15 protein-coding genes are annotated in these 17,889 nt (G+C 68.7%); 5 read left to right on the forward strand and 10 right to left on the reverse strand.

Annotation, left to right across the window (positions count from 1 at the left end; translation table 11 throughout):
* Positions 1 to 161: 161 nt before the first annotated feature.
* A complete protein-coding gene (locus tag POS15_RS05770; RefSeq protein ID WP_284129182.1) occupies positions 162 to 1,148 on the forward strand; it encodes an MDR family oxidoreductase in 987 nt (328 codons plus the stop codon).
* Positions 1,149 to 1,209: 61 nt separating this feature from the next.
* On the opposite strand, the gene POS15_RS05775 is transcribed toward POS15_RS05770, so the two are convergent.
* Complete coding sequence (locus POS15_RS05775; RefSeq protein WP_037553735.1) at positions 1,210 to 1,734, reverse strand: nuclear transport factor 2 family protein; 525 nt, start codon at positions 1,732 to 1,734, stop codon at positions 1,210 to 1,212.
* 3 nt (positions 1,735 to 1,737) lie between these two features.
* Positions 1,738 to 2,808: an aldo/keto reductase gene (locus tag POS15_RS05780; protein ID WP_019185058.1), complete on the reverse strand. Its 1,071-nt coding sequence runs from the start codon at positions 2,806 to 2,808 to the stop codon at positions 1,738 to 1,740.
* A gap of 160 nt (positions 2,809 to 2,968) precedes the next feature.
* Here POS15_RS05780 and POS15_RS05785 point away from each other — a divergent pair, with 160 nt between their 5' ends.
* Positions 2,969 to 3,871, forward strand: coding sequence for an AraC family transcriptional regulator (locus tag POS15_RS05785; protein WP_019185059.1), 903 nt, complete (start codon positions 2,969 to 2,971; stop codon positions 3,869 to 3,871).
* A gap of 271 nt (positions 3,872 to 4,142) precedes the next feature.
* On the opposite strand, the gene POS15_RS05790 is transcribed toward POS15_RS05785, so the two are convergent.
* Together POS15_RS05790 and POS15_RS05795 are read right to left on the reverse strand one after the other, a co-directional pair.
* The gene (locus POS15_RS05790) at positions 4,143 to 4,379 is read right to left on the reverse strand and encodes a hypothetical protein (protein ID WP_019185061.1); all 237 of its coding nucleotides are present in this window, start codon (positions 4,377 to 4,379) and stop codon (positions 4,143 to 4,145) included.
* A complete protein-coding gene (locus POS15_RS05795) occupies positions 4,376 to 5,143 on the reverse strand; it encodes a YggS family pyridoxal phosphate-dependent enzyme (protein ID WP_019185062.1) in 768 nt (255 codons plus the stop codon). The genes POS15_RS05790 and POS15_RS05795 overlap by 4 nt, the downstream gene beginning before the upstream one ends.
* Before the next feature lie 88 nt (positions 5,144 to 5,231).
* On the opposite strand from POS15_RS05795, the gene ptsJ reads away from it, so the two are divergent.
* On the forward strand, positions 5,232 to 6,560 hold the full coding sequence (ptsJ, locus tag POS15_RS05800) for a transcriptional regulator PtsJ (protein WP_284129183.1): 1,329 nt from the start codon (positions 5,232 to 5,234) through the stop codon (positions 6,558 to 6,560).
* Here ptsJ and POS15_RS05805 read toward each other — a convergent pair.
* The 6 genes from POS15_RS05805 to POS15_RS05830 all read right to left on the reverse strand — a co-directional run bounded on the left by POS15_RS05805 (position 6,527) and on the right by POS15_RS05830 (position 14,237).
* Positions 6,527 to 7,033 carry a hypothetical protein gene (locus tag POS15_RS05805; protein WP_284129184.1) on the reverse strand — a complete coding sequence of 169 codons (507 nt, stop codon included), beginning with the start codon at positions 7,031 to 7,033 and terminating at the stop codon, positions 6,527 to 6,529. The genes ptsJ and POS15_RS05805 overlap by 34 nt on opposite strands.
* Positions 7,034 to 7,143: 110 nt before the next feature.
* Positions 7,144 to 10,245, reverse strand: coding sequence for an error-prone DNA polymerase (locus POS15_RS05810; protein WP_019185065.1), 3,102 nt, complete (start codon positions 10,243 to 10,245; stop codon positions 7,144 to 7,146).
* Positions 10,242 to 11,657: a DNA polymerase Y family protein gene (locus tag POS15_RS05815; protein ID WP_284129185.1), complete on the reverse strand. Its 1,416-nt coding sequence runs from the start codon at positions 11,655 to 11,657 to the stop codon at positions 10,242 to 10,244. Before POS15_RS05815 ends, POS15_RS05810 begins: the two co-directional genes overlap by 4 nt.
* 9 nt (positions 11,658 to 11,666) lie before the next feature.
* On the reverse strand, positions 11,667 to 12,284 hold the full coding sequence (imuA, locus tag POS15_RS05820; protein WP_019185067.1) for a translesion DNA synthesis-associated protein ImuA: 618 nt from the start codon (positions 12,282 to 12,284) through the stop codon (positions 11,667 to 11,669).
* Between the two features lie 256 nt (positions 12,285 to 12,540).
* Positions 12,541 to 12,975, reverse strand: a complete 435-nt coding sequence (locus tag POS15_RS05825) for a glyoxalase (protein WP_088433435.1) — start codon at positions 12,973 to 12,975, stop codon at positions 12,541 to 12,543.
* Entirely contained in the window at positions 12,897 to 14,237 is a 1,341-nt protein-coding gene (locus POS15_RS05830) for an MFS transporter (RefSeq protein WP_284129186.1), read from the reverse strand. Before POS15_RS05830 ends, POS15_RS05825 begins: the two co-directional genes overlap by 79 nt.
* Before the next feature lie 75 nt (positions 14,238 to 14,312).
* On the opposite strand from POS15_RS05830, the gene POS15_RS05835 reads away from it, so the two are divergent.
* On the forward strand, positions 14,313 to 14,756 hold the full coding sequence (locus POS15_RS05835) for a helix-turn-helix domain-containing protein (protein ID WP_046272567.1): 444 nt from the start codon (positions 14,313 to 14,315) through the stop codon (positions 14,754 to 14,756).
* A 268-nt stretch (positions 14,757 to 15,024) separates the two neighbouring features.
* A complete protein-coding gene (locus POS15_RS05840; RefSeq protein WP_080341473.1) occupies positions 15,025 to 17,853 on the forward strand; it encodes a glycoside hydrolase family 3 C-terminal domain-containing protein in 2,829 nt (942 codons plus the stop codon).
* The last annotated feature ends 36 nt before the right edge of the window (positions 17,854 to 17,889 follow it).

Genomic DNA, 17,889 nt, shown 5'->3' on the forward strand with positions numbered 1-17,889 from the left:
CGGTGTGGTGCCCGACATGCCGGCCATCTTCCTGCCGATCTCCGGGCGGAGCCCCTGCTCTGTACTGTGGAGTGATCCCAGCGATTTAACGCCACGGTACGGCCAGGTGCGCACACTGGTCCGGTCTGCACTGTCCCTCATGCACCGCAACCGGAGATCCCATGTCCTTCAACGCCCTCCTTGCCACCAAGACCGGCGATGCCATCAGCGCCGGTGTCGTCCAGCTGACCGAGCAGGACCTGATGCCCGGCGACGTCACCGTGGCCGTGGAGTACTCCACGGTGAACTACAAGGATGCCCTCGCGCTGAGCGGTCGCTCACCGGTGATCCGTACCTTCCCGTTGATCCCCGGTATCGATCTGGCCGGTGTGGTCGAGACCTCCAGCCATCCCGGTTACACCGCTGGTGACCGTGTGCTGGTCAACGGTTGGGGGTTGAGCCAGACCCACCACGGCGGCTATGCGCAGAAGGCACGCGTGCCCGGCGAGTGGCTGGTGAAGATCCCCGAGGCGTTCACCAGCCGCGATGCGATGGCAATCGGTACGGCCGGCTACACCGCGATGCTGTCGGTGCTGGCGCTGGAGCATGGCGGTGTATCACCGGACCAGGGGGACATCCTGGTGACCGGTGCCAACGGCGGTGCCGGCTCCATCGCCATCGCGCTGCTGTCCACGCTTGGCTATCGAGTGGTGGCATCGACCGGCCGGCTGGAGGAGTCCGCCTACCTCAAGGAACTGGGCGCCGCCGAGATTCTTGACCGCGCGACGCTGTCCGAGCCGGGCGCGCCGATCGCCAAGGAACGCTGGGCCGGTGCGATCGACGCGGTGGGCAGCCATACGCTGGCCAACGTGCTGGCGCAGACCCGCTATCGCGGCGTGGTCGCCGCCTTCGGATTGGCCCAGGGGGCCGATCTGCCGGGCTCCGTGCTGCCCTTCATTCTGCGCAATGTGACCCTGGCCGGTATCGATTCGGTGAACGCGCCGTATTCCGCACGCGAACAGGCGTGGACGCGCCTGGCGGCCGATCTGGATCTGGGCAAGCTGGCCCGCACCACGCAGATGATCAGTCTGGCCGAGGTGCCGGCGCTGGCCAGCCAGGTCCTGCAGGGGCGGGTGCAGGGCCGCACCGTGGTCGACGTCAACGCCTGAGGCGTGAATGCCCATGGGAGCCACCGCGGGTGACCGGCATACCGGCAAAGGTGCGGAGGCGTCAGGGTGCCTTCTTGGCGGGGATCCGGCGGAGGACATCTTCGTAAGGCACCAGGTCGAGGAAGGCCTGTACCTCGACCGCCCTGTCATCGCGCATGCGGAAGATCCAGACGTAGTCGTTGTGATACGGCTTGCCGTCCAGGGCTACCGCGTTGCCGGTCCAGTGGATGATCACATGCTCGCCGTCCGCCCAGATCTGTTGGGAGGTCGGGCGGACCGGCGTGCGTAGCCGGCTGACGAAGGGACGCACCGCGCGGGCGATGAAGTCCTCCCGCCCGCGGTAGGTGCCTGCGCTCGGGCTGGAGCCGGCGATCGTCCACACGACCTCGGGTGCGAGCACTTCGTCGAAGAACGCCGTACCACCGGCCGCCCAGCGATCGAAGGCCTCGGTCACCACCTGCTTGTTGTGCGTCGTGTGCGGCAGGGTGGCTTCAGCCGCCGCGGCGACCGGGATGACTGGCCCAACGGCGAGCGTGGCCACCGTGATGGCCATGGCGAGCATCCCGCCAAGGGGAGAGGATGCCATGGCTTACCTCCGCCCGCTGAGCGTGGAGGTGCCGAAGATCAACTGCTGGGCCATCGGCCGGCCGATGAAGCGGGCGGGGAAGATCGGTGCCGGTGCACTGGCCTCATCCAACCGGGCCAGATGCGCCTCGCTGAGGACGATCTCCAGCGCGCCGAGGTTGTCTTCCGCCTGCGCGACGGTACGGGCGCCGATGATCGGCGAGACCACGGCCGGATTGACCAGCGTCCAGGCAATGGCCACCTGCGAGCGCGTCACGCCCAGCTCCTCGGCCACCTCGCCCACTACCGTGGCAATCGCCAGCGAGCGTTCGTTGAGATGGCCGATCGACGCGATCACGCCCTTGCGACTGCTCGCCACGTCCGCACTGTTCTCATCGGAGAGATCGGCGTGGGTGTACTTGCCGGTCAGGATGCCACCGCCGAGCGGGGACCAGGGCAGCACGCCCAGCCCCATGGCCTGGGCCATCGGCAGCAGTTCGTGCTCCACGGTGCGCTCGACCAGGCTGTACTCGATCTGCAGCGCGACCAACGGCGACCAGCCGCGCAGATCGGCCAGCGTCTGCAGTTCGGCCACGCGCCAGGCCGGGGTGTTGCAGATGCCCAGGTACTGCACCTTGCCCGCGCGGACGAGATCATCCAGCGCGCGCATCACTTCCTCCGGACCGGTGGTGAAGTCCCAGGCGTGCACATACAGCAGGTCGATGCGGTCGGTAGCAAGCTGGCGCAGGCTGGCTTCCACCGAGCGCACCAGGTTGTAGCGGTGGTTGCCCCCGGAATTGATGTTGGTGGCATCGCGCGCCATCGTGAACTTGGTCGCCAGCACCAGGCGGTCGCGCTGGGCCTTGGCGAAGCGGCCGAGGATGCGTTCGGATGCGCCATTGGTGTAGTTCACCGAGGTGTCGATGAAATTGCCGCCGCGGTCGACATAGGCATCGAAGATGCGCCGGGCTTCGGCGTCGTCCGCGCCCCAGCCCCAGTCGGCACCGAAGGTCATCGTGCCCAGCGACAGGGGCGAGACGCGCAGGCCGGAACGGCCGAGCAGGCGGTAGTGATCAAGCGAGGTGGGGGAGGTCATGCGGTTGTTCTCCGGGGTGGGCAGCGATTGCCTGCGTGGACGCCCAGTGTTCCGCCGCAATGCCCGGAGCCGGTAGCACCGTCCTCCGGGAAACTTGCACGATCGTCCGAAGGCAAGGGAAGATGAGCGCCCGCGCAGGCGCGCGTCCGGAGACCACGGCATGCCCTCGCTTGACCTGTTCCGTGATGCCATCGCCCGGCATGCACCGCGCGACGGCACCTTCGAGTGCCGGTTGCCCGGCGTGAAGCTGATCCGATGCAGCACGCCGACGCTGCCGATGCCGGTCATCTACGAGCCGACCGTCTGCTTCGTGGCCCAGGGCCGCAAGCGTGCGATGCTCGGCACCAGCGTCTATTACTACGATCCGACCTGCTACCTGATGGCCTCGGTGGGGCTGCCGGTCATGGGCTCGGTGATCGAGGCAACGGCAGCGCAGCCGTATCTGAGCCTGCAGCTCGATCTGGACGCGGCGGTGCTGGGCGAGCTTGCGCTGCAGTACCCGCGGCCCGCTGCGGAGCACCGGGCAGCCGCGGGTCTGTCGCTCGGCGCGATGACGCCCGGGCTGCTGGATGCCACCACGCGCCTGGTCTGCTTGCTGGATTCACCGGAAGACGCCGGAGCACTGGGCCCGCTCGCATTGCGCGAGATCCTTTACCGGCTGCTGCGCGGCCCCGATGGCGGCGTGCTGCACGCGATGACCCTCAACGACAGCCGGCAAGGACAGATTGCCCGCGCGATCCTGTGGATCCGCACGCACTTCCGGGAGGCCTGCCGGATCGAAGAGATCGCCGGGATCGCCGGCATGAGCCGTTCCAGTTTCCATGCGCACTTCAAGGCGGTCACGGCGATGAGTCCGCTGGATTTCAGGACGCAGCTGCGGATGCAGGAGGCGCGGCGACTGATGGTCAGTGATGGCCTGGATGCGGCCGAGGCCGGCTTCAACGTGGGCTATGAAAGCCCTTCGCAGTTCAGCCGGGACTACTCACGGCTGTTCGGCTTGCCCCCGGCGACCGATGCCCAGCGGCTGCGGTTCGCGGAGGGGAGGAGCTGCGGGACACCGTAGTGTGGCCGCACTCCCATGATGCCCGCGCAACTGCGGGCGGCCGCCGTCAGACCGGTGCGAAACCGCGGGTGGTCTTCTTTTCATTCTTTTCCGCCTTCTTTTCCTTGGCGGTCTTGGCAGGTTTCTTTTTCTGCTCTTTCTGTTGGTTCAGGCCTTTGGCCATGATGACGCTCTCCAGGTGGGTTGCAACGGGGCGAGCATGGCACATCCGGTGTCGGCCGGCGCATCGGCGTGCGATGGGCGCCCTGGAGTGAACCCGGGCTGCGGCCGTTCAGGGCGCAGGCATGTCCCGGTACACCGGCTCGCTGCTGAGCACCTTCAGTCCGTCCGGCCCACTGTGCAGCAGCCGTTGCTCCCCGATCGCCTGTTGCCACTGCAGACGGAAACCGTCCGCATCGGGGAGTCGGGCGGCCAGCGCGATGAGGTGCTCGCGGGCCTGCGGGCCCTCGCTGTCGAACTGGCCCCAGCGTTGATCGTGGCAATGGATGATCAAGCGATAGTGGCTCATGCCGGGCTCGGCCAGTAGAGGCTGTCCGGGGTGGAGCGCGCACCGAAGATGGCCTGGCCGACGCGCACGACGGTAGCCCCTTCTTCGATGGCGATCTCGACATCGCCTGACATGCCCATGGAGAGTTCCTCCAGGCTGATGCCCGCCGGCAGCGTGGGGCGCAGCCGCTCGCGCAGGTCGCGCAGTCTCGCGAAGCACGGCCGTACCTGTTCCGGATCGGGCGAGAACACTGCCAGCGTCATCAACCCGCGTACGCGCAGGTTGGAGAAGGCCGGCAGCTGCTTCACGAAATCGGCGACCTCGATCGGGTCCAGGCCGTACTTGCTGTCCTCGCCGGAAGTGTTGACCTGCACGAACACGTCCAGCGTGCGCTGCTCCAGTTCCAGCCGCTGATCCAGTGCCTGTGCCACGCGCAGGCTGTCCAGCGCCTGGAACTCACTGGCGAAGCGCGCCACGTCTCGCGCCTTGTTGGTCTGCAGGTGGCCGATCACCGACCAGCGCAGGCCGGGCAGGTCGGCCATGGCCGCGGCCTTGCGCTGGGCTTCCTGCACCTTGTTCTCGCCGAGCTCATGGCAGCCGGCGTCCCACGCCATGCGCAGGCGGGCTTCATCGACGGTCTTGCTGACCGGCAGCAGCCGCACGCTGGCCGGATCGCGACCGGCCAGCGCGCAGGCGCGGGCGATGCGTTCGCGGACCGCCTGCAGGTTGTGGCGGATCTCGTCGACAGTGGTGGCCTGGGGCCAGGTGGGGGCAGCGATGGGCATGGGGAGCTCCGGAAGCGGGGACGGCTGCAAGGCGGCAGCGCACGTGCAACACTGTCCCGTGACGATGAACATATTGGCATAGGACAAAATGAAAATCACCGGCCAGACCGCCAGTGCGGTGTTCGAGAGCATCCGCCAGCAGATCCTCAGTGGCGCGCTGGTGCCCGGGCAGCTGCTGCCCCCGGTCCGCGATCTGGCGTTCGCACTGGGGATCAACCGCAACACGGTCGCGTCGGCCTACAAGCGACTGGACGCGGCCGGTCTGGCCCAGACCCAGGGCCGGCGCGGCACCGTGGTCAGTGCACGGCCCAGCCCTGGGGCGCAGGAGGGCACGCAGGCGGGCTCGGCACTGCATGATCTGGCCAGTGGCAATCCGGACCCGCGCTGCCTGCCGGACCTGCGCGCGTTGCTGCCGGCGCGGCCGCCACGCCTGTACGGCACAGCGACGATCGATCCGGTGCTGGCTGAACTGGCGCATCAGCAGCTGGCCGCGGATTGTCCGGCCGGCTATGCGCTGGAGCTGGCGCACGGCGCGGTCGATGCGATCGAACGTGTGCTGGCCTGCTGGTTGCTGGCCGGTGATCCCGTGGCGGTCGAGAACCCGTGTTTCCTCGGCAGCCTCAATACGATGCGTGCGGCCGGCTACGACGCGGTGGCGGTGGCGATCGACGACGAGGGCATGCAGGCCCAAGCGCTGGAACAGGCGCTGGCCGCCGGCGCGCGGGCGGTACTGCTGACCCCGCGTGCGCACAATCCCACCGGCGCCAGCCTCAGCCGGCGACGTGCGCGCGCGCTGCGCCAGGTGCTGGAGCGCTACCCACAGGTGCTGGTGCTGGTCGATGACCATTTCGCATTGTTGTCCCGGCAGCCGTATCACGCGGTGATTCCGCCAACGACCCGGCGTTGGGCGTTGCTGCGCTCGCTGTCCAAGTCATTGGGGCCGGATCTGCGCCTGGCGTTGATTGGCTGTGATGCCGAGACCGCAGCCCGGTTACGCCTGCGGATGGCACCGGGTACCGGTTGGGTCAGCCATCTGCTGCAGGACGCGGCGGCCGCGGCGCTGGGGTCTGGCCGGGTGGCAGCGCGGATGAAACGGGCCGGGGATGATTACGTGGCGCGCCGGGAGGTGTTGCGGCAGGCGCTGCGGGCCGAAGGCATCGCGGTGGGCGCGCAGATGGATGGGTTGAACCTGTGGCTGCCGCTGCAGCGTGACAGCCAGCCGCTGGTGATGGCCCTGGCCCAGCGCGGCTGGCAGGTGCGCGGCGGCGAAGTGTTTTCGGTCCACACGCCGGTGCACGGGGTGCGGATCACCACCGCCACGCTGACCGCGACCGACGCAAGGCGCTTCGCCCGGGATCTGCGCGAGGCGCTGGCCGCCCGGGTTCAGGGGGCAGCGGCAGCGTTGGGGCTGACGTAGTGCGACTGTTCGTCCTCGTTGAGGAAGATCAGTTCCGGCTTGCCCTGCCAGGAGGTCAGCATCGCGCCGGTGCTGTTCTGGTGTTTGACCACCAGGGTCGCGCCCCGGTCAGGATTGGCGGTGACCTTGAACACTTCGGTGGTGCCGCTGGCATCGTCCAGGGTAAGGATGGCCTCGTCACCGACATCGGCGGTACCGTAGCCGCCGCGCTCGGAACCATCGGCGCCCAGCAGGATCAGGCCCGACAGCGGTGAGGCGCGCGGCCCCTGGGTGACCCCTTTGGTGAGTGGATCGGGCACCGGTGCGCCGAGGATCACCCTTGCCTGGCCGCTGGCATCGCGGATCACCAGGCCGCGTGCGGTGATGACACGCTCATCGGACTGGCTGTGGTGCAGGCGCAGCGCGGTCCAGCCGGAGACGGCCAGGGCAAGGCTGGAGACGACCAGCGTGGTAAGCGTCAGGGCGCGCGACATGGGTTCTCCGGATCCTTGGAAGGTTGCGACCATACCGGATAGGCCATTGACGGCACCAGTCGGAAAATTCTGGAATTACCACCAGACCGTGAACCCGGTCACGGGATGGCTCAGCGGAAATCGCGGCTGTGGGTACGCACCCCGTCGATCAGCGTATCGATGTTGTGCATCTGGCGGACGATCAGGTGCTGCACGCCGTCCACGCGTTCCAGGCGGCCATCGATCTGCATCATCCGGGCTTCGACCAGCACGCGGTGCTGCCGGTCGGCGATCTTGCGCCAGACCACCGCGTTGACCATGCCGCATTCGTCTTCCAGGGTGAGGAAGGTGACCCCGCTGGCGGTCTGCGGGCGCTGGCGCATGCGCACCAGCCCGGCAAAGCGCACGCTGCGCCCGTGTGGCAGCGCGGCCAGTTCATCGGAACGGTGGCAACGGCGCTGACGCAGCTGGCTGCGGATGAAGGAGACCATGTGCCGGCCCAGCGTGGTGCCGGTGGTGTTGTAGTCGGCCTGCATGTCCTGGAAGGCGCTGGGCAGCGGCAGTGGCACGGCGGCTTCGGTGGTGGCACGGGCGGTCTCGAACAGCGGCAGCGGCTTCTCCACGCCGGAGACTTCCCAGCGCGCGCGATGGCGATGGCCGCTCAAGCCCTTGAGTGCGCCGGCATCGGCCAGCAGGCCTTGATGGCGACGGTCCAGCCGGGCGCGCTGGCTCAGGTCGGCGACGCTGTCGAAGGGCGCGCGGGTGCGTGCCTGCACCACGCCGGTGGCGACATCTTCGCTGAAACCATCGATCAGGCGCAGCCCCAGCCGGATGCCGAACGGCCGGCCCGGCGAGGCGGGAGGCACCAGCGTGCAGTCCCATGCGCTGTAGCGCACATCCACCGGCAGCACCGGCACGCCATGGCGGCGCGCGTCCTGCAGGATCTGGTCCGGGGTGTAGAAGCCCAAGGGCTGGCTGTTGATCAGGCTGGCGGCAAACGCGGAAGGGTGGTGGCACTTGAGCCAGCAGCTGACATAGGTGATCAGCGCGAAACTGGCCGCGTGGCTTTCCGGAAAGCCATAACTGCCGAAGCCCTTGATCTGGTCGAACAGGCGCTCGCCATAGTCGCGGCTGTAGCCGTTGGCGGCCATGCCGGCAAGCAGCTTGTCGCGGTGGGGTTCCAGCCCACCGTGGCGTTTCCACGCCGCCATCGAGCGGCGCAGTGCGTCGGCCTGCCCGGGGCTGAAGCCGGCGGCGGCGACGGCCAGCTGCATCACCTGTTCCTGGAACAGCGGCACGCCGAGGGTGCGCTTGAATACCTTCTCCAGGGCGGGCGGGTAGTCGATCTCTTCGATGCCTTCTTCCTTCAGCCGCTTCCGTCGATTCAGATACGGGTGGACCATGTCGCCCTGGATCGGGCCCGGGCGCACGATCGCCACTTCGATCACCAGATCGTAGAAACAGCGTGGCTGCATGCGCGGCAGCATCGCCATCTGCGCGCGCGACTCGATCTGGAACACGCCCAGGGTATCGGCGCGGCAGATCATGTCGTAGGTGGGCGCATCGCCCTGCGGAATCTTCGCCATGGTCATCCGCGGTCCGCCATGCGCTTCCAGCATCGCCAGGCATTTGCGTACCGCGGTGAGCATGCCCAGCGCCAGGCAGTCGACCTTCATCAGGCCGGTGACGTCCAGGTCGTCCTTGTCCCACTGGATCACGGTGCGGTTGTCCATGGCCGCGTTTTCCACCGGTACCATCGTGGACAAGGGATGTTCGGAAATCACGAAACCGCCCGGGTGCTGGGACAGGTGGCGCGGGAAGTCGACCAGTTCACTGGTCAGCGCCACCACGCGCCGCATCAACGGGGTCTCCGGATCGAAGCCGCGTTCGCGCAATGCCTCGGGCAGCGGCTCGTGGCTGCTCCAGCGGTCCAGGCAGGCGGCCAGTTCGTTGACCTGGTCCGGCGGCAGGCCCAGCACCCGCGCCACATCGCGCACCGCGCTGCGGCCACGGTAGCTGATCGCCACGGCGGTCAGTGCCGCACGCTCGCGGCCGTAGCGGTTGAACACGTACTGCAGCACTTCCTCGCGGCGTTCGTGTTCGAAATCGATGTCGATGTCCGGTGGCTCGTCGCGCTCGGCGGAGATGAACCGTTCGAACAGCAGCTCCATCTCGCTGGGATCGATCTCGGTCACCCCCAGCACGTAGCACACCGAGGAATTGGCGGCCGAGCCGCGGCCCTGGCACAGGATCTGCTGGCCGCGCGCGAAGCGCACGATGTCGTGCACGGTCAGGAAATAGGACTCGTACTGCTTGGTATGGATCAGCGCCAGCTCGTGTTCGATCTGGTGGCGCTGCCGGGGCGTCTCGCCCGCTGGCCATCGCCATCGCATGCCTTCTTCCACCAGCACCCGCAGCCAGCTGGCCGGGTCGTGGCCGGCCGGCACCAGTTCGCGTGGGTAGGTGTACTGCAGTTGCTTGAGATCGAAGTGGCAGCGCTCGGCGATGCGCAGGGTTTCGGCCAGCAGTTCGGGTGGGTAGAGCGTGGCCAGGGCCTGGCGGGTGCGCAGGTGGCGCTCGCCGTTGGGGAACAACCGCCAGCCGGCTTCGCCTAGCGTGCAGTGGTGGCCGATCGCGGTGAGGGTGTCCTGCAGCGCGCGGCGGCGGCGCACATGCATGTGCACATCGCCGCTGGCCACCAATGGAATGCCCTGGTCACGGCCGAAACGACGCAGGCGCTGCAGGCGCGCGCGGTCGTCGGCCTCGCGGTGCAGTTCAACCGCCAGCCACAGCCGCTGCGGGAAGCAGGCCTGCAGCCACTGCGCATCCTCGATGGCCGGGGCAGGTGCCGGCCACAGGCACAGCAGGCCGGCGTGCAACTGCTCGATGTCGCTGCGCAGGCAGCGATACTCGCCCTTGGGTGCACGCCTGCGGCAGGTGGTGATCAGCTGGCACAGCGCGGCGTAGCTGCCCTGATCGGTGCACAGCAGCACCAGTTTCGGGCCGTCTTCCAGTTGGAATTCGGCGCCGGTGATCAGGGGCAGCGCGTGCTTCTGCGCGGCCTGCCAGGCGCGCACGATGCCGGCCAGCGAGCACTCATCGGTGATCGCCAGCGCGCGGTAGCCCTGGCCCTTGGCACGCGCGAACAACTCCTCGGCGATGGACGCGCCACGCTGGAAACTGAAGGCCGACAGGCAATGCAGCTCGGCGTAGTCGGGCAGGGGCGCGCTCATGCGAACCAGCCGTGCAGCATGAACGGCCCGCTGCGTGCATCGGCGGCGGTATACGCCCACCCGCGTTGGCCCTGCGTGGTTTCCACCACGTAATAGTCGCGGCGGATGTCCCCGGCATCCCACCACCCCGATTCGATCCGTTCCGGTCCGGACAGGATGCGCAGGTGTGGATCCTGCAGCGCCTGCGGCTGGGCCAGCAACCAGCCCGGGCGCATCGGCAGCTGCGGCGGCGGTGCTTTGGGGGCGCCCTTGGCATCGCCGGTCGCGCGTTCGGGCCGATGGTCGGCGCGCAGCCCCAGCCCCTGCACGGCGTCATCGCCGAGCCGGGCACGCAGGCGTTCGCGCAACTGCTCCCACGGCATCGCCTGCTGCGGGCGCGGGTCGAACAGATCGCGTGCGGCCGGGACGAACGGCGGCAGCTGCTCGGCCTGCAGGCGCAGGCCACGGCTGCCGGCAGGCAACTGCAGATGATCGACGCGGTTGCGGGCCAGTTCGAACAGCATCGCCGGTTCGCGTTCGGGGGCGAGCAGGCCGATCGAGAGCCGTGTGTCGGGGTGGTTTTCGTGTTCGAACCACAGATCGAACTGCAGCACGCCGCCATCGCGCGAGCACAGGAACGCGGCCAGGTCGGCGGTCAGGCGCCGCAGCGGGAACAGCATCGCCTGGGTGGACTCGACCTCGTACTCGAACTCGATGCGCGCATCGAAGCGGTCCGGTGGCTGGAAATAGCGCAGCGGTGGCGTGCTGATGCCGCGCAGTGCATCCAGATGCGCAAGGACCTGCGGTGGAAAGCGCCGGGCCAGGCTCTCGCGCGGCAGGCCGAACGCGGCGCCCAGCGTGCGCAGGCCCGAGCGCGCGAGCACCGTGACCGCCTCGGCCGGCAACCCGCTGCGTTCGATCGGCACCTGGGCCAGGGCCGTGTCCAGCTGGGGTGCAGCCACGCCGAGCCGGCCATGCACGCGGGCCAGCACGCTGGCGGCATGCGGATTCGGTGCGGCCACCAGCCGATGCCGGAAACCCAGTTCGGTCAGGCCACGGGTGAGCCGCTGCTCGACCCTCGGCCAATCACCGAACAGCGCGCGGCTGGCCCGGATTTCCAGCGCCATCGCATGCGGGAAATCCAGGCTGACCTGTGAGCTGATGCCGTACAGCCAGCTGGCCAGCAGGTGGCGGGTGGCCTGCTCGGCGCGTGGGTCGTACTCCACGCTGAGCATGTCGCGGGTCAGCACCTGGGCGGCCGAGAGCAGCATGCCGCGGCGCAGCCCGCGCTGCCGGGCCGAGGGGCTGACCGCGTGCAGCACGCGCCGCTGCGCCGGGCCGGTGACCAGCACCAGCAGCGCGTCCGGATCGGGTTGCTGGCGCAGGGCGGCATCCAGCGCCAGGTGCGGCAGCAGCAGGCAGGCCCAATCCACGGCGGCGGCTCAATGGGCCACGGCCAGCGGCAGCGGCTGGGCCGGTGCCAGCCCGCCACGGCACTTGAGCACCCGCACCTGGCCATCGTCGAGCTGCAGGCGCAGCGCGGCCGGGGAGGGATTGCGCGCATGCCGGGCATCGCGGAAGGAAAAGCCCAGGCACTGGCCGGTTTCAGCGGCCACCTGCAGCCGGCGCAGCGCGCGGTCATCGGCCTGTTGCGGCCAGCACAGCACTGCCGCGCAGGCTGCCGAGCGCAGGCATTGTTCGGCCGCCCACAACGCATCGCGCGGGCTGGCCTGGACCACCTGCACCTGGCTCAGTGCCAACCCGGCGCGTGCCCAGGCCGGGGCATGCGGCAGGTGCGGCGGGGCGATCAGCACCACGGTCTGCTGTTGCTGGCTCAACCGCGCCAGGGTCGGCCAGACCAGCGCCAGCTCACCGACCCCGGGCGAGGCCAGCAGCACTTCCGACAGGGCCGAGGGCGGCCAGCCACCACCGGGCAGGCGGGCATCCAGTGCCGGGTGGCCGGTCGGGTGCGGCGCTACCTCGGGGAAGGCCGTACGTGGCTGCCCCCGCCAGACCCGGCGGGTTTCCAGCAGCCGGTCCAGGGCCAGCACGGCGCCCATCAGCGGGCCTCCCGGCAGGGCTGGAGCAGGCGGAAACGGGCGGGAAACAAGGGCATGGCGGCGAGTATCGGCAGCACGCGTGTCAAAGGCTGAGACCGACAATCCTACCCGCAATTAGTAAAAATGCTAACGAATTCGACAGCCGGATTCCGAACCGGTTGAAGGTGCTGAATGCTTCAGCGAGAGCCTCCACGCATGGCGTGGATCTACACGGGATGGGGGCTGGGCGCCCTGTCGATGTACAGGGAGCGGGGTCTTAGCGCCCCTGCGGATCAGGCCGGTGGTGCACGTACTCGACCACGGTGCCGTCCGGATGCACGGCGTTGAAGGCTGCGCCGGTCGGTACGACCTGCAGCGGGAAGATGATCTCCGCCCCGGCCGCCACCAGCCGGTCGTAGTACGGCTGCACGTCATCCACCAGCAGCGTGCCGGTGGTGGAAGTGAACGGGGCCAGCTTGTCCGGCGCGCCTTCGATCAGCAGGAACGCCCCGACCATCGCCAGGCGCAGGCCGGCCTCGGGGAACGGGAAACCCGCATCGGCGACCACGCCCTGCAACTGCTCGTAGAACGCCACCCGCGCTTCCAGTTCGCCCGGGCCGACGAACACCCGGATCAGCACCCGCGGGCTGCGTTGCCGGGAGGTGTCGTTGCGGTCGCGCCAGAGTTGATCGAAGTGGCGGTGTGGGGGCATGCGGTCGCTCCGGGACGTGAGCGGTCATTATCGATCCGCGATCCACCGGGAACCGGGCTGGGCTCATGACCACCGGTGATGGTGTGATAACCCCGCATCGCCCACCACGCCAGCAGTGCCAGCAGCGAGACGGCAGCGCCTGCCATGCACACCCCGGGCCAGCCGAAGGCGGCATACAGCGCACTGCCGGCCAACGCGCCCAGCCCGCTGCCTGCCGCGTAGAACAGCATGTAAGCGGCGATCACCTGTGCCTGCGCGTGCGGTGCGGCGGCCAGGATCCGGCTCTGGTTGGTGACGTGCAGCGCCTGCACGGCCAGATCGAGCAGCAGCACGCCCAGCACCAGCCAGCCCAGGTGATGGGACATCGCCGCGATCGGCGCCCAGCTCAGCAGCATCAGCCACAGGGCCCCGGTGGTGACCCGCCCGGCATGGCCCCGGTCACTCCAGTGCCCGCTGCGGGCCGCGGCCAACGCACCGAGCAGGCCGACCAGCGCGAAAGCGCCGATGGCGGTGTGGCTGAGGGCATAGGGTGGCGCGCTGAGTGGCAGGCTCATGCTGCTCCAGAACACCCCGAACACGGTGAACAGCAGCAGGCCCAGCACGCCGCGCTGGCGCAGCACCGGCTGCTGCCGCAGCAGCGCGAACAAGCCGGTCCGCGCGTCGTGTGCGGCCGACACAGGCAATCGCGGCAGCCGTGCCCACAACACGGTGCCGGTCACGATCATCAGCACTGCCGAGAGCAGGTACACCGCGCGCCAACCGCCCAGATCGGCCACCGCCCCGGCCACCACCCGTGCCAGCAGCAACCCGACCACCACGCCTGCCTGTGCGGCGCCGACCACCCGGCCACGCTCGTGCTCGCCCGCCGCGGCGGCGGCGTAGGCAATCAGCCCCTGGGTCATCGCGGTGCCGAGCAGGCCCACCGCCAGCATCCCCAGCAGCAGGCTCCAGGCCTGCGTGGCCAGCGCGACGGCCAGAAGCGCCAGCACCAGGCCGCCGGTCTGGACCGCCATCAGGCGGCGGCGGTCCACGCGGTCGCCCAGCGGCACGATCCATAACAAGGCGGCGACCGAACCGAATTGGGTCGCCGCGATCACCGTGCCGATGCGGCCGGTGCTGATCTGCAGGTCGGCAGCCAGGGCGTCCAGCAGGGGCTGGGCGTAATAGACATTGGCCACGCTCAGGCCGGCCGCGCAGGCGAACAGCATCAGCAGGGACGAGGGAAGCGGGGAGGGGGAAGTGCCGGATGCGATGGTCGCCATCATTAGGTCTCAAAATAGAACCAGTTGATTCTGCAGGATGTGGTTCTAAAATGAAACTATTAGCGGAGAATCCTGATGGCCACCGAGTCGATGACACCCTGCCCGGTCGGGCGCGCGCTGGACCTGGTCGGCGACCGCTGGTCGCTGCTGATCGTGCGCGAGGCGTTCGATGGGGTAGGGCGCTTCAGTGATTTCCAGCGCCGCCTCGGGATGTCGCGCAGCATGCTCAGCCAGCGCCTGCAGGCCTTGCTGGAGGCCGATGTGCTGACGCAGCAGCCGCTGGAGGAGGGGCGCGGCTACCAGCAATACGTGCTCACCGAACGCGGCCGCGCGCTGTTCCCGCTGGTGGTGGCGCTGCGGCAGTGGGGCGAGGCCTTCCTGTTCGCGCCGGGCGAGCCGCGCTCGGTGCTGCAGGCCGACAGCGATGGCCTGCCCTTGGCGCTGATGCAGCCGCGTGACCAGCATGGGCAGGTGGTGGCGGCTGCCGACACCCAGGTGATCAAGCCGCCGTCGCCCTGATTCGGGGCGGTTTTCACTGTCTCAAATGTAAGCATCCTGTTGACAGGCATGAACACGCTCGGACACTCTTCCGGGGTGAGGTGCCGGCAAGGGCCTCCCGGGTGGTGCGGCTGTCACGACGGGCGGAGGGGCCTGGACGTAGCCGTCATCGCCTTGCGTTGTAAACGGTTCCGCGCCCCTGCGCGTGGTTCCCGCCGATATGGCGCTGCACCCTTCTGCGGCAAGACTCCCTGGATTTATTGCGCAAGCAAAGGTGTTTCGTCCGCTCATGAAAACGATTTCAAAGCCCCTGGCCCTGACGGCCGCCATCGCGCTCTCGCTGAGCGCTTCCGCCTGGGCCGCTGCCCCGGCCGCCACCACCGACGCGTTCACCGTATTGACCCTGGAACAGACCCCGGGTGAGCTGGATGCGGCCGTGGTCGCCGCACAGCTGGAACAGCTGCAGGTCGATGCCGTGACGGTGCGCAACGTGGAGCGCCGCGCCGACCGCGTGGATCCGCTGCAGGGTCTGGCCGATGCGCTGGGCTATCACTATCGTTTCGTGACCGCCGATCCGGCCGCCGCGCAGCAGACCGGCAGTGTCGTGCTGACCCGCCTGCCGATCGAGGCCGAGTCGGGCACCGAACAGCCGTCGCTGAATTACCTGCGCCTCAACGATGGCCGCCATGTGGTCGCGCTGTACACCAGTGCCGCCGATGCCGCCGATGCCGCCGCGCTGCCGCCGCTGGTCACCGGCTCACGCCTGGGCGCACCGGCCGTGCTGCTGGGCGCGGTGAGTGCCGATGCGGCCACCACCGCCGGCTTCGATCCGTCGCGTGTCGCGCTGGAAGCCAACGAAAGCTACTTCAGCGATGGCTTCCAGTCGGCTACCTCGGCCGCCATCAAGCTGCGCACCCATGACGGAAAGAAGGGCACCACCGCGGCCACGCTGCTGACCCTGGGCTACACCGCGCCGGTCGGTGGCGATACGCCATGGATGGATACCGGCCTGAACGCCGATGCCCGTGCCAAGGCACTGGTCGCGCAGATGACCGTGGACGAGAAGTTCCAGATGCTGCACAGCTACTTCGGGCTGGGCAAGGACGGCGGCCCGCTGCCCGAAGGTGCGGTCGGTTCGGCCGGCTTCGTGCCGGGCGTGCCGCGCCTGGGCATTCCGGCGCAGCAGTCGGCCGATGCCGGCGTCGGCGTGACCAACCCGGGTGGCCTGCGCAAGGGTGACCATGCCACGGCGATGCCGTCGGGCCCGTCCACCGCATCGAGCTGGAACCCGGACATCGCCTTCGCCGGCGGTGCCACCATGGGTCGCGAAGCCTGGCAGCAGCGCTTCAACATCCTGCTGGCCGGCAGCGTCAACCTGCAGCGCGACCCGCGCAACGGCCGCAACTTCGAATACGCCGGTGAAGATCCCCTGCTGGCCGGCGTGCTGGTGGGCGAGTCGATCCGCGGCGTGCAGAGCCAGCACGTGATCTCCACGATGAAGCACTTCGCGCTGAACGACATGGAGACCTCGCGCAATTTCCACAGCGCCGAGATCGGCGAGCAGGCGATGCGCGAATCGGACCTGCTGGCGTTTGAAATCGCCATGGACATCGGCAAGCCGGGTTCGGCGATGTGCTCGTACAACCGCATCAACGGCACCTACGGCTGCGAACACGATTACCTCATGAACGAGGTGCTCAAGCAGGAATGGAAGTTCCCCGGTTTCGTGATGTCCGACTGGGGCGGCGTGCACAGCGGCTCCAAGGCGGCCCTGGCCGGCCTGGACCAGCAGTCGGCCGGTGAAGTGTTCGACAAGGCGGTCTACTTCGATGAGCCGCTGCGCCTGGCCGTGGCCGGTGGCGTCGTGCCGCAGGCGCGCCTGGACGACATGGTTGGCCGCATCCTGCGCACCATGTTCGCGCACGGCAACTTCGACCTGCCGCCGGTGCACGAGCCGATCGATGACGAGGCCGGCTTCCTGGCCGCGCAGCGCACCGTCGAAGAAGGCAGCGTGCTGCTGCGCAATGCCGATGACCTGCTGCCGCTGGGCAAGGATGTGCAGCGCATCGTCATCATCGGTGGGCATGCCGACAAGGGCGTGATCGGCGGTGGTGGTTCCTCGATGGTGGGCTGGACCGCCCGCGGCACCAATGCGGTGCCGGGCGTGATGCCGACCACCTGGCCGGGCCCGGTGATCTTCCACCCGTCCTCGCCGCTGGAAGCGCTGCGCGCCGAGCGTCCGGATGCCCGGATCGATTACGTGGATGGCCGCGATGTCGCGGCCGCCGCGCGCGCTGCCGCTGCGGCCGATGTCGCCATCGTGTTCGCCACGCAGTGGTCGGCCGAGTCGGTCGATCTGCCGCACATGCAGTTGCCGGACAACCAGGACGCGCTGATCGCGGGGGTGGCCAAGGCCAACCCGAAGACGGTGGTGGTGCTGGAAACCAATGGCCCGGTCGAGCTGCCGTGGCTGCAGCAGGTGCCGGCCATCCTGCAGGCCTGGTATCCGGGTATCCGCGGTGGCGAAGGCATCGCCGCGCTGCTGACCGGCAAGGTCAATCCGTCCGGCCGCCTGCCGGTGACCTGGCCGGTGGATGTCAGCCAGCTGCCGCGCCCGCACGTCAACGGCCTGGGCTTCAACCCGAAGAACAAGCCGGATGACACCATCGACTACGACATCGAAGGCGCCAACGTCGGTTACAAGTGGTTTGCCGCCAAGGGCCTGACCCCGCAGTACGCGTTCGGCCATGGCCTGTCCTACACCAGCTTCGGCTACGACAACCTGACGGTGGTGGTGGAAGGCCAGCGCGTGGTCGCCAGCGTGGACGTGCGCAACACAGGCAAGGTCGCCGGTGCGGATGTGCCGCAGCTGTACCTGCAGCTGCCGCAGGGCAGCACCACTCCGATCCGCCTGATCGGCTTCCAGAAGGTGACGCTGCAGCCGGGTGAAAGCCGCCGGATCCGCATCGAAGCCGAGCCGAAGACGCTGGCCAGCTTCGACACCGCCGACAAGCAGTGGAAGATCGCCGGTGGGCAGTACGAAGTGCAGCTCTCGCGCGCGGCCAATGCACCGGTGCAGCGCGTGCCGCTGGAGCTGGCCGGGCAGGTGGTCCGCTGAGCTGACGGGCAGGGCACGACCGTGGGTCGTGCCTCC

Source organism: Stenotrophomonas sp. BIO128-Bstrain, assembly GCF_030128875.1.
Lineage (GTDB): Bacteria > Pseudomonadota > Gammaproteobacteria > Xanthomonadales > Xanthomonadaceae > Stenotrophomonas > Stenotrophomonas bentonitica_A.